Genomic DNA, 11,206 nt, shown 5'->3' with positions numbered 1-11,206 from the left:
CTCACCCCCAAGGGTATTTGAACCAAGAAGAAGCCCCGGGTTCGGGGAAAGGAGGATAGGATGGACATATCTGGGCAGGTGGCGCTGGTCACCGGCGGTGCGAGCGGCCTGGGGGCTGCGACGGCGCGGCGGCTGGCGGCGGAGGGGGCGCGGGTTGGCATCCTGGATTTCGACGCGGCGCGCGGGGCGGCCATGGCCTCGGAGATCGGCGGCCATGCGGTGGCGGTGGACGTGGGCGACGAGGGATCCGTCGCGGCGGCGGTGGACGAGGTGGTCGCGGTTCTGGGGGCGCCGCGCGTGGCGGTGAGCTGCGCGGGCATCGGGCTGGCGGCGCGGATCGTCGGGCGCGACGGGGCGCTGTCCACCGATCTGTTCGAAAAGACCATCCGGGTGAACCTGATGGGCACCTATTTCGTCATGTCCTATGCAGCGCGGGCGATGATGGCGCTGGAGCCGCTGGAAAGCGGTGAGCGCGGCGTGGTGGTCAACACCGCCTCTGTCGCCTTTCAGGACGGGCAGGTGGGGCAGTCGGCCTATGCTGCCTCTAAGGGGGCGATTGCCGCCATGTGCCTGCCCGCCGCGCGCGAGATGGCGAAGCAGGGCGTCCGGGTCATGGCCATCGCGCCGGGCCTGTTCAACACGCCGATGATGGAGGGGCTGCCGGAAGAGACGACGGCGGGCATCGTGGCCAATATCCCCTTTCCGCATCGTCTGGGCGATCCGGCGGAATATGCGCAGATGGTCAGCCAGATCGTCGCCAACCCCTATCTGAACGGCACCACGATCCGGCTGGACGGTGCCGTGCGCCTGCCGCAGCGCTGAGGGCCGCGCGATGGGCAGCTATCTGGCGCATGCGGTCCGGCGCGAAGACCGGGCGGACGGGGCGATCCTGCTGCGCTCGGGCTATGACCTTGGCCCGGTGACGGCGCGCACCGGCGACTGGCTGGACCGCTGGGCCGCCGAGACGCCCGGGGCAGTCTTCATCGCCGAGCGGTCCGGCGCGGGCTGGCGCGCGGTCACCTATGCCGAGGCGCGGCAGGTGGTGCGGCGGCTTGCGGGCGCGTTGCTGGCCCGCGGCATGGGGGCGGATACGCCGATCCTGGTGATCTCGGGCAATGGGGTGGACCACGGCTTGCTGACGCTGGCGGCGCAATACGTGGGTGTGCCCACCGTGCCCCTGGCCGAGCAATATGCGCTGATCCCGGCGGCGCGCGCGCAGCTGGTGCATTGCGCCGAACTGGTGAAACCCGCGATGGTCTTTGCCGATGACGGCGCGCGCTATGCCGAGGCCCTGGCCCTGCCGGTTCTGGAGGGGATGGAGAAGGTCGTCGCGCGCAACGCCGGGGCGGGGATGACGGCGTTGTCCTCGCTGATGGGCGCGGAGGCGGGCGTCGACGAAGCGGCGGCGCGGGTCACGCCCGACACCGTGGCGAAATACCTGATGACCAGCGGGTCGACCTCGCACCCCAAGGCGGTGGTGACCACCCAGCGCATGATGTGCGCGAACCAGACCCAGCTGGCCGATGCGCTGCCCTTCCTGCGCGCGCGCCCGCCCTGCATCGTCGACTGGCTGCCGTGGAACCATGTCTTCGGCGGCTCGCACAACTTCAACATGATGCTCGCCAATGGCGGCGCGCTGTATGTCGACGGCGGCAAGCCGACGCCCGCGCTGGTCGGCCAGACCATAGAGAACAACCGCCTGAAGAGCGCCACCCTGGCCTTCAACGTGCCCGTGGGCTTTGCCCAGCTGCGCGACGCGATGAAGGCGGATGCGGGCCTGCGCGAGACCTGGTTCCGCGACCTCGAGATGATCTTCTACGCCGGGGCCTCGCTGCCGCAGGACGTCTGGACCGATCTCGAGGACATGGCCCGCGCGGTGCGGGGCGACGTGCCGCTGATGACCTCGTCCTGGGGGCTGACGGAGACCGGGCCCGCCTGCGTCTTGCAGCACGAGCCCACGGACCGGTCGGGCATCATCGGGGTGCCGCTGACCGGGGTGGAGGTCAAGCTGCTGCCCGATGCCGCAATGCGCTGCGAAATCCGCGTCAGGGGGCCGAACATCATGCCGGGCTATCTGCATGACGCGAAGAAGACGGCGGAAGCCTTTGATGAAGAAGGGTTCTTTGTCACCGGCGATGCGGTGCGCCTGATCGATCCGGACGACCTGAACAAGGGCATGCGCTTCGACGGTCGGATATCCGAGGACTTCAAGCTGCTGACCGGCACATGGGTGCGGGCGGCGACCCTGCGGCTGGAGCTGCTGAGGGATCTGGCGCCGCTGGCGCAGGATCTGGTGATCTGCGGCGCCGACCGGGGCGAGATCGGCGTGCTGGTCTTTCCCTCGGCCGAGGCGGCGGGGCTGGGGCAGGAAGCCGAGGGGCTGATCGACGGCCCCGACCTGCGCGCGGCGCTGGCACAGCGGCTGGCGGCGCGCGGGGCACATGGATCGGCCAGCCATATCGCGCGCGTGCTGGTGCTGGCAGAGCCGCCCTCGCTGGGCGACGGAGAGATCACCGCCAAGGGCAACCTCAACTTCCGCAAGGTGCTGGCCCGGCGCGCGGGCCTGCTCGACCGGCTGTATTCCGACGACCCGGCGGTGGTGCGGGCCTGAGGCCCGGGGCGATTGCACCCGGGTCCGCCCCGTGCCAAAATGCACTATAGTTCATAAGCGCGGGCGCAGATGGCAGAGATCACCTCTTTCGACGGCAGGACCACGAAGGTCGACGGCGCGGCGCTGATCGATGTTGCGGTGGGTGAACTGCTTGCGCGGGTGGGCGAGCGGGTGCGGCAGGCGCGCGCGCGGCGCAACATCCCCCGGCGCGTGCTGGCCGAGATCTCGGGCGTGTCGCCGCGCTACCTCGCGCAGCTGGAATCCGGAGAAGGCAATATCTCGATCGGCTTGCTGATGCGGGTGGCCATCGCGCTTGATCTCAGGATCGAGTGGCTGGTGGGCGAGGACGATCCCTGGGCCTCGGAGGTGCTGCGCATGACCGAGCTGTTCCGGGACGCGGAGCGTTCGGTGCAGGCGCAGGTCATGAGCCTGCTGACGGCGACGGAGCCGCAGGGCCAGCGGGCGCAACGGCTCTGCCTGATCGGGCTGCGCGGGGCGGGCAAGTCGACGCTGGGACAGCTGGCCGGAGAGGCGCTGGACGTGCCCTTCGTCGAACTCAACCGCGAGATCGAGCTGGCGGGCGGCATGCCGGTCGAGGAGATCATGGCGCTGTATGGGCAGGAGGGCTATCGCAAGCTGGAGGCCGATGCGCTGAGCCGGGTCGTCGCGACGCACGACCGGCTGGTGCTGGCGGTGGGCGGCGGCATCGTGGCCGAGCCCGCGACCTATCACCGGCTGCTGTCGCATTTCCACACGATCTGGCTGAAGGCCAGCGCGACCGAGCATATGGAGCGGGTTCGCGCGCAGGGGGACGAGCGCCCGATGGCGGGCAACCCCGAGGCGATGAACGATCTGCGGTCGATCCTGCAGGCGCGCGAGGCGCTTTACGAGCGGGCCCATGCGCAGCTGGACACCTCGGGCGCCTCGCTGGACGACACGCTGAAGCGGCTGCTGGCGCTGATCGCGGAGCGCGGGTTTCTGGAGTAGGGCGCCGGTTTCTTGCAAAGAAACCGGTGCCAATTCTTTGGAAGAATTCGGCCCCGCCTCAGTTCAGGTCTTCGAGCAGGCGGCCATGGCGGCGGGTCTCTGCAAGCACCGCGCCCAGCGTCGTCAGCCCGCGCGCCTGAAGCATCGGCAGCATGTGGATCAGCACTTCTGCGGTGGCCTGCGCATCACCCATCGCCGTATGCCGCAGCCGCTCGGGGATGGTGACGCCAAGCCGCTGGCACAGGGCGTCCAGCGTATGCGTCTCCGACGCGCCGAACAGCACCGCCGACAGCAGAACCGTATCCAGCACCGGATTATGCCACTCGACCCCCATCCGCGCCCGGTGGCGGCGCAGGAAGGCCATGTCGAAGGGCGCGTTATGGGCCACGATCACCGAACCCTGCGCGAAGCTGTGAAAGCGCCGCCCGGCCTCGGCGATGTCGGGCTTGCCCGCGACCATGGCGTCGGTCACGTGATGCACCCGCGTGGCGGACGGCGGGATCGGGCGACCGGGGTCGACAAGCTGGTCGATCGTCTCGCCCGGCACGATCCGGCCACCCAGCACCCGCAGGGCGCCCAGCTGCACGATCTCGTCCTTATGCGGCAGCAGGCCCGTCGTTTCGGTGTCGAAGACCGTGTAGGTCAGGTCGCACAGGGGGGTCTCGTCGCCGATCTCTCCGGAGCGCGCGGTCAGCAGGGCAAAGTCGTAGACCAGCGGGCGGGCCGCCTCTGGCGGGATGTCGGTATGGGCCGCGTCGACGATCAGCAGGTAGCCGCCCGCGTCCATCGGCTTCATCCGGGCGTCGAAGCTTTGCGCGCCATCGCGCGAGGTCAGCACGCAGCGCGCCTCCTTGCCCGAGCGGTTCACCCGCCCGCGCGCGCGGTCCAGTGAGCCTGCGTCGAAGTAATCCGTCAGCGGGGCGTTCAGCCGGGGCATGCCGAGGGTGGACAGCACCTCTGCGGCCTGTCCGTCGTAGAGCACGATCTGCCCGGCGCTGTTGATCAGCATCATCGCCACCGGGATCTCTGTCAGCAGGGCGGTCAGGCGTTCGCGTTCCTGTGCCAGCCGCTCGGTCTCTGCCGCGACCCTCTGCGCGGTGCTCATCGCGTTCTGCGCCAGTGCCTCGGTCACCGCAGAGGCGGCGGGCCCGAGGTCGCCGAGGTAGCGCGCGGCCCGGGCGTCCACCTCGACGGCGACGCCGGCGTGGGCGCGGGCCCGCATCCCCGCCGAGAGCCGTTCGATGGGTTTCGCCACGTTTTCATCGAACAGCAGCCAGACCCCGGCGGTCAGGGCGGTCAGTCCGAAGATCGACAGGATGCCCGCAAGGACAAAGCCGTTCTGCGGCGTGGTGGTCAGCGCCCGGCTCAGGCCGGCCCAGAGCGAAGCGCCAAGGATCAGCGTGCCGCCAAGCGCGATCAGGCAGAAGAACAGGAAGACCCGCAGGCGAAGCGACAGGCTGGCCAGCATCTCAGGTCTCCGCGCAGACGGTCTGCACCACCGGGTCTTCGGGGCCGACATCGCGCCAGACCGGGTCCGAGCCGTCGCCCATGGTCGGGTCGGCGCGGCGGTTTCCGGCGCAGTCCACCATGATCTGCACCTGCGTGACCGGGCGCCACCGGGCGAAGAAGGCCATTTCGGCAAGGTAGAGATCCGCGGTCTGCCGGTTGGCGCGCAGGCCGCCCACATCGACGGCGACAAAGCGGTCGGTCAGCGGAAAGACGTAGGTCCAGGGCCGCCAGGCGGCGCGGCTCTCGACGGTCTGGGCGATCTGCATGCCCTCGGGCAGGGCGGCGGCGGTGCGCGCGTACCACGTGTACTCGCTGGAGATCGTGGCCGCGAGCATGGCCGCACCGGCCCCCACCGGCACCAGCCAGCGCGGCAGGCGGCCCCCGGTCATCTTGCGCAGGATCATTGCCGCACCGGCCCCGGCGAAGCCCGCCACGAAGACGGCGATCAACTCGAAAAACATCCATTCCTCCCCTGGGGTTGTCCCGTGCTGGGTATGCGCCCCGTCCTCAACTGTCCCGCGCCATCACGCCGCCCTCACACGGCGCCACGGCGCACTCTTTCTCCGCGCAGACGCGCGCCCCGGGCGCCTGCCGCTGCGCGGACCGGGATCTCCCCGACGCGCTTGCCTTCGCCGCTGTACGGATCGGGGCCTGTCGGGGTTCCGCCCGTTCGCCCCTCGAAGGCGCCCCCGGAGCCTTCGCCGCTATGCGGATCGGGGCTCACCCCAGCATGCCCTTGCCGTGGCCCAGTGCCGATTGCAGCGACTTGATCACGACGAAGGCGTCGCGCAAATGACTTCGCTCAAAGTCCGACAGATCGGCGGGCATCAGGTAGTTGTCGGGCCGCGCGCCGGATTTGATCCGGCGGGCCTGATGCTCCAGCCGGGTTTCTGCGATCAGGTCGTAGGCGTCCAGCAAGTCGCGCCCGCCGGTGGCCGACAGCACCCCGGCGGCGGTTGCCGCCTCCAGCCGGGCGCGGGTGTTGACGGGCGTCAGCTGCCCCTGCAACGCATAGATGCGGGCGAGGTCCAGCACCGGCACAACGCCGTTCAGCTTCAGGTCGATGCTGTTGCGGTGCTCGCCCGAGCGGATCGTGGCGAAGCCGCGCCACAGGCCCAGCGGTGGCTGATGCTTCAGCCCGTTCGAGACCATATGCGCGACGAAGATCGAGTTCTTCGCGGCGGCGGCGAGGGTCTCTTCGCGCAGTGCGTCGAACAGCGTTAGCGTGCCGCCGATCGGACGCAGGTCGAACATCACCGAGGCCAGCATCTGCGCCTCGGGCGAGGGGCGGGCGATCCAGCTGCGGAAGTAGCCGCGCCATGTCTCCAGCGGCTGGCACCAGCGCGGGTTGGTCGCCATCATCTCGCCGGGGCAGAAGACGTAACCGCAGGTGTCGAGGCCGGTGCAGACGAAATCGGCCAGTTGCGCGAACCAGCCCCGCTGGTCGTCGGTCACCGCATCGTCGAGGATCAGGCAGTTGTCCTGATCGCTGACGCCGGTCTGCTCCTGTCGCCCCTGACTGCCGCAGGCCAGCCAGAGATAGGGCACCGGCGCCGGGCCAAGCGCCTCTTCGCCCAGCGTCAACAGGCGCCGGGTGCAGGTGTCGGAGATGTCGGTGATCAGCCGCGTCACAACCTCGTGCCGGGCGCCACCCGCCACCAGCTGCACCAGCAGCCGGGGAATGCGGGCCGTCACCCGGGCCATGGCGGCGGCATCGGGGGCCTGCGCGATCTCGGAGACCAGCTCGGCGGAGGTGGTGGCCTGAAAGCGCGTCAGGTCGGTCTGGGTGACCATGCCCACCAGCCGCGTGCCCTCGCAGATCGGCACGTGGCCGATGCGGCGTTCCATCATCATGTGCAGCACGTCGGACCCGATGGCCGAGGGTGGCAGGGTGATCGGCGCGGCGCTCATTACCTGCGTGACGGGCGTGTCGTAGGGCAGGCCGCCCCCCACCACCTTGCCGGATATGTCGCGGATCGTGGCGATGCCCTTCAGCCTGTCGCCATCGGTCACGCAGATCGACGAGACGTGGCGCGCCGACATGGCCTGCGCCGCCGCCTGCACCGTGGCATCCGGCGCGCAGGTCAGGGGATCGCGGGCCATCAGCGTCTCGACCCGGCTGGTCAGAAGGTCAGAGCGTTGCGCGCGCGCCGGTCTTTGCCGGTCGAAGAAGCGCGCCGCCGCCGGTTCGCGTTCCACCAGCGTCAGGAAGGCGGGCCGGGGCAGCACCAGCAGCACCGTGTCTTCTGTCGTGCGCGCGCTGGTCACGGCGATGCCGTCGCGCATCAGCCCGCGTTCCCCGAAGGAGTTGCGCGGACCCAGAAGCGACAGCTGCGCGCCATTCCCGTCGCGCACCTCGACCCGCCCGCTGTGGATCAGGTACAGCCCGTCCAGCGGGTTGCCCAGCGTATAGACCGGCTGATGCGCAGGCACCGCCTGTTCGCGGAACGCGGCGATCAGGGCCGCGCGCGTCCCGGGCTCCAGCGCGTCATAGGGGTGCAGGGCGGCGAAGAAGCGGTCGAGGGCGGTGCGGTCCAGCGGCATGGGTCAGGCTTTCGGGCGCAGGCGGTAGCGGGTCGAGACAAGGCCGGAGCGGAAGCTGCGCGTTTCCATCAGGTCGAAGGGGATGTCCTCTTCGAGCGCGCCGAACAGGCGGCGGCCCGAGCCGATCAGCACCGGAACATGGGTGATCGTCATCTCCGAGATCAGACCGGCGCGCAGGAAGGACTGGATGACCGCGCCGCCGTCGACGTAGACGTTTCGCCAGCCTTCGGCCTCCAGCGTTTCCATCAGGCGCACCGGGCGCGCGCGGCTCAGGCGTAGGCGGTCGTGCAGGTCCTCGGGGATATCCTCGGGGCGCAGGCTTTCGCTGAGAACCACCACGGGCTTGTCGTAGGGCCATTCGGGGAAGCTGCGCACCTTCCGGTAGGATGCGCTGCCCATGACGATCCCGTCGATCCCGGCGAGGAAATCTTCGTAACCGTGTTCCTCGTCCTCGGTGCCGGGATGCGACAGCCAGTCCAGCCCGTGGTCGCTGCGCGCGATGAACCCGTCCAGAGAGCAGGCGACGAAGACATGTCCGGTGATCATGAAGGCCTTCCGGTTGCAATGAAATGTCCCGTCCCGCTTACGCGGAACGGGACGGCTTGGCAAAGGGCAGGGCGCGCATTCCACGCCCCGCGCGTCACTTTCAGTGCCCGTCGACCGCGGCGCCGGCACCGCGGGGGATGCGGACGCTTTCGACAAGCTCTTCGATTTCCTGCGGGACCGGGGCGGTCATCTTCGACACGGTGAAGGCCACCGCGAAGTTGATCATCGCACCGACGGCACCGAAGCTGGTCGACTTGATCGTGCCCAGGAGCGGATCGGCGTCGGTGAAGCTGTTGGTGTCGGGGATGAAGAACCAGCCCTTGTGCAGGAAGATGTAGACCAGCGTCACGATCAGACCGGCCAGCATGCCCGCCACGGCGCCCTTGTTGTTCACCTTGGTAAAGATGCCCAACATCAGCGCCGGGAAGATCGAGGCTGCGGCAAGGCCGAAGGCCAGCGCCACGGTCTGCGCCGCGAAGCCCGGGGGATTCAGACCCAGCCAGGTGGCGACACCGATGGCCACGGCCATCGCGATCCGAGCGGACAGAAGCTCGTTCTTTTCCGACATGTTCGGGGTCAGCTGACCCTTCAGCAGGTCGTGAGAAACCGCCGAGGAGATCGCCAGAAGCAGACCGGCGGCGGTCGACAGCGCGGCGGCCAGACCACCGGCGGCGACAAGGCCGATCACCCAGGCCGGCAGGTTGGCGATTTCCGGGTTGGCCAGAACCAGGATGTCGTTGTTGAAGTTGGTCAGCTCGTTCTCCGAACCCCAACCGGCGGCTTCCATGGCGGCAACCGTCTCGGCGTCGCCCTGGTTGAAATAGGCGATGCGTCCGTCGCCGTTCTTGTCTTCCCAGCCCAGAAGACCGGTCTGCTGCCAGGTTGCCATCCAGTCATAAGCCGGATCGCTCTGGATGGTTTCCAGCGCGACGGGCTCTGCATTGGTGCCGTTGGGCCAGAACTGCTCGGTGATGTTCAGGCGGGCCATGGCACCGACGGCGGGGGCCGTGAGGTACAGAAGCGCGATGAAGACCAGCGCCCAGCCCGCGGACCAGCGGGCGTCAGCCACGCGGGGCACGGTGAAGAAGCGCATGATGACATGCGGCAGACCGGCGGTGCCGATCATCAGCGACAGGGTGAAGAGCACCATGTTGAAGGTGTCGCCGTTGTGGGCCGTGTACTCGTTGAAACCCAGCTCGCGGACGATCTGGTCCAGCTTGGCCAGCAGCGGCTCTCCGCTTGCCTGGTGGTCGCCGAACAGGCCCAGGCCCGGGATCGGGTTGCCGGTCAGTTGCAGCGAGATGAAGACGGCGGGGATCGTGTAGGCCAGGATCAGCACGACGTATTGCGCCACCTGCGTGTAGGTCACGCCCTTCATGCCGCCGAACACCGCATAGGCAAAGACGATCACGGCGCCGATCAGCAGGCCGGTGCTGCTGTCCACCTCGAGGAAGCGGCCGAAGGCCACGCCCACGCCGGTCATCTGGCCGATGACGTAGGTCACCGAGGCGATGATCAGGCAGATCACGGCCACCAGGCGCGCGGTCGGGCTGTAGAAGCGGTCGCCGATGAACTCGGACACCGTGTACTTGCCGAACTTGCGCAGATAGGGCGCCAGCAGCAGCGCCAGCAGCACGTAGCCGCCGGTCCAGCCCATCAGGTAGGTCGAGTTGTCATAGCCGGTGAAGGCAATCAGACCCGCCATCGAGATGAACGAGGCCGCCGACATCCAGTCGGCCGCCGTGGCCATGCCGTTGGTGACGGGATGCACCCCGCGCCCGGCGGCATAGAATTCCGAGGTCGAGCCCGCGCGGGCCCAGATCGCGATGCCGATGTAGAGCGCGAAAGACGCGCCCACGAACAGCAGGTTGATGGTGAACTGATCCATGACGGGTTACTCCTCACCCACGCCGAATTCTTTATCGAGCTTGTTCATCCGCCAGGCGTAGAAGAAGATCAGCGCCAGGAAGACGATGATCGAGCCTTGCTGCGCGAACCAGAAGCCAAGGTCGGTGCCGCCGACGCTGATGCCCGACAGGGCGGGGCGCAGCAGGATGCCGAAGCCGAAAGACACCAGCGCCCAGATCACGAGGCTGATGATGATGATGCGCACATTGGCGGACCAGTAGGCCTTGTCGCCCTCCGCCCTGTGCGAGACTTGTGATGTTCGATCCGCCATGTCGCGGGTCCTCCTCTTTCCTCCTGATGCCCCCTTGCGGGGGCGGTGGCCCCGTTGCCGGGGCCGGGTCCTCCTCCGCTTATGCGGTGGCTGTCCTCACGATCGCCGACAGCTTGTCGGCGATGGTGTCGATCTCGCCCATGGCGTCGATGCGGATGAGCGCGCCGCGGTCGGCGTAAAAGCCGATCAGCGGGGCGGTCTGGGCGTGGTAGGCCTGAAGGCGGCTGGCGACGGTCTCGGCGTTGTCGTCGGCGCGGCGCTTGAACTCGGTGCTGCCGCAATTGTCGCAGGTGCCAGCAACCTTCGGCTGCTTGAAGCTGTCGTGCCAGCCCTCGCCGCAGCGCGCGCAGGTGTAGCGGCCCGAGACCCGTTCCACCATTGCGGCGTCGTCGACGTCCAGGCTGACGGCGGCATTGACCTTTTGCCCGGTCTCTTCCAGCAGCCGGTTCAGCGCCTCGGCCTGAACGGTGGTGCGCGGAAAGCCGTCGAGGATCACGCCCTTCGCCGTATCGGGCTGCGCCAGCCGGTCGCGCAGGATCGCGATGACGATTTCGTCGCTGACGAGGTCACCGGCCTGCATCACCGCCTGGGCCTGCCTGCCCGCCTCGGTGCCCTGGGCGACGGCCTCGCGCAGGAGGTCGCCGGTCGACAGCTGAACGAGGCCGAATTTCTCCTCCAGCATGCGGGCCTGCGTGCCCTTTCCGGCGCCCGGAGGCCCCAGCAGGATCAGCACGGCGGCGGGGGCGGGTGTCTGTGCTCCGTCCATCATCGTCAGCCCTTGTTCATGCGGTTTTCGATGAGGTCCTCGACGACAGAGGGGTCGGCGAGTG

10 protein-coding genes are annotated in these 11,206 nt (G+C 68.6%); 3 read left to right on the top strand and 7 right to left on the bottom strand.

Going from position 1 to position 11,206, the window contains the following annotated elements:
- Nucleotides 1-60 precede the first annotated feature (60 nt).
- From ACN5KJ_RS20000 to ACN5KJ_RS19990, 3 genes are all read left to right on the top strand, one after another.
- Nucleotides 61-822 carry an SDR family NAD(P)-dependent oxidoreductase gene (locus ACN5KJ_RS20000; RefSeq protein WP_418595924.1) on the top strand — a complete coding sequence of 254 codons (762 nt, stop codon included), beginning with the start codon at nt 61-63 and terminating at the stop codon, nt 820-822.
- A 10-nt stretch (nt 823-832) separates the two neighbouring features.
- On the top strand, nt 833-2,611 hold the full coding sequence (locus ACN5KJ_RS19995) for a feruloyl-CoA synthase (RefSeq protein ID WP_418595922.1): 1,779 nt from the start codon (nt 833-835) through the stop codon (nt 2,609-2,611).
- 69 nt (nt 2,612-2,680) lie between these two features.
- Nucleotides 2,681-3,598, top strand: a complete 918-nt coding sequence (locus tag ACN5KJ_RS19990) for a helix-turn-helix transcriptional regulator (protein ID WP_418595920.1) — start codon at nt 2,681-2,683, stop codon at nt 3,596-3,598.
- Between the two features lie 58 nt (nt 3,599-3,656).
- Here the strand turns inward: ACN5KJ_RS19990 and ACN5KJ_RS19985 are convergent, their stop codons facing one another.
- The 7 genes from ACN5KJ_RS19985 to ACN5KJ_RS19955 form a co-directional block, all read right to left on the bottom strand.
- Nucleotides 3,657-5,066 carry an exonuclease domain-containing protein gene (locus tag ACN5KJ_RS19985; protein ID WP_418595918.1) on the bottom strand — a complete coding sequence of 470 codons (1,410 nt, stop codon included), beginning with the start codon at nt 5,064-5,066 and terminating at the stop codon, nt 3,657-3,659.
- 1 nt (nt 5,067) lies between these two features.
- Complete coding sequence (locus tag ACN5KJ_RS19980) at nt 5,068-5,568, bottom strand: hypothetical protein (protein ID WP_418595916.1); 501 nt, start codon at nt 5,566-5,568, stop codon at nt 5,068-5,070.
- A gap of 259 nt (nt 5,569-5,827) precedes the next feature.
- Nucleotides 5,828-7,651 (bottom strand): DUF294 nucleotidyltransferase-like domain-containing protein, encoded by a 1,824-nt coding sequence (locus ACN5KJ_RS19975; protein WP_418595914.1) that lies wholly within the window; start codon nt 7,649-7,651, stop codon nt 5,828-5,830.
- A gap of 3 nt (nt 7,652-7,654) precedes the next feature.
- Nucleotides 7,655-8,197, bottom strand: coding sequence for a dihydrofolate reductase family protein (locus ACN5KJ_RS19970; protein WP_418595912.1), 543 nt, complete (start codon nt 8,195-8,197; stop codon nt 7,655-7,657).
- Between the two features lie 100 nt (nt 8,198-8,297).
- Entirely contained in the window at nt 8,298-10,085 is a 1,788-nt protein-coding gene (locus tag ACN5KJ_RS19965; protein ID WP_418595910.1) for a sodium:solute symporter family protein, read from the bottom strand.
- 6 nt (nt 10,086-10,091) lie between these two features.
- Nucleotides 10,092-10,376, bottom strand: coding sequence for a DUF4212 domain-containing protein (locus ACN5KJ_RS19960; protein ID WP_206566336.1), 285 nt, complete (start codon nt 10,374-10,376; stop codon nt 10,092-10,094).
- Nucleotides 10,377-10,455: 79 nt separating this feature from the next.
- On the bottom strand, nt 10,456-11,142 hold the full coding sequence (locus ACN5KJ_RS19955) for an adenylate kinase (RefSeq protein ID WP_347167915.1): 687 nt from the start codon (nt 11,140-11,142) through the stop codon (nt 10,456-10,458).
- Nucleotides 11,143-11,206 lie beyond the last annotated feature (64 nt).

It is taken from the genome of Ponticoccus sp. (in: a-proteobacteria) (assembly GCF_048381735.1).
The sequence above is the reverse complement of the archived record's forward strand: the minus strand, read 5'-3'. Positions and strand labels throughout refer to the sequence as shown.

Coding starts and splice junctions, on each gene's coding strand:
- ACN5KJ_RS20000 (WP_418595924.1), top strand. CDS start 61: ATGGACATATCTGGGCAGGTGGCGCTGGTCACCGGCGGTGCGAGCGGC.
- ACN5KJ_RS19995 (WP_418595922.1), top strand. CDS start 833: ATGGGCAGCTATCTGGCGCATGCGGTCCGGCGCGAAGACCGGGCGGAC.
- ACN5KJ_RS19990 (WP_418595920.1), top strand. CDS start 2,681: ATGGCAGAGATCACCTCTTTCGACGGCAGGACCACGAAGGTCGACGGC.
- ACN5KJ_RS19985 (WP_418595918.1), bottom strand. CDS start 5,066: ATGCTGGCCAGCCTGTCGCTTCGCCTGCGGGTCTTCCTGTTCTTCTGC.
- ACN5KJ_RS19980 (WP_418595916.1), bottom strand. CDS start 5,568: ATGTTTTTCGAGTTGATCGCCGTCTTCGTGGCGGGCTTCGCCGGGGCC.
- ACN5KJ_RS19975 (WP_418595914.1), bottom strand. CDS start 7,651: ATGCCGCTGGACCGCACCGCCCTCGACCGCTTCTTCGCCGCCCTGCAC.
- ACN5KJ_RS19970 (WP_418595912.1), bottom strand. CDS start 8,197: ATGATCACCGGACATGTCTTCGTCGCCTGCTCTCTGGACGGGTTCATC.
- ACN5KJ_RS19965 (WP_418595910.1), bottom strand. CDS start 10,085: ATGGATCAGTTCACCATCAACCTGCTGTTCGTGGGCGCGTCTTTCGCG.
- ACN5KJ_RS19960 (WP_206566336.1), bottom strand. CDS start 10,376: ATGGCGGATCGAACATCACAAGTCTCGCACAGGGCGGAGGGCGACAAG.
- ACN5KJ_RS19955 (WP_347167915.1), bottom strand. CDS start 11,142: ATGGACGGAGCACAGACACCCGCCCCCGCCGCCGTGCTGATCCTGCTG.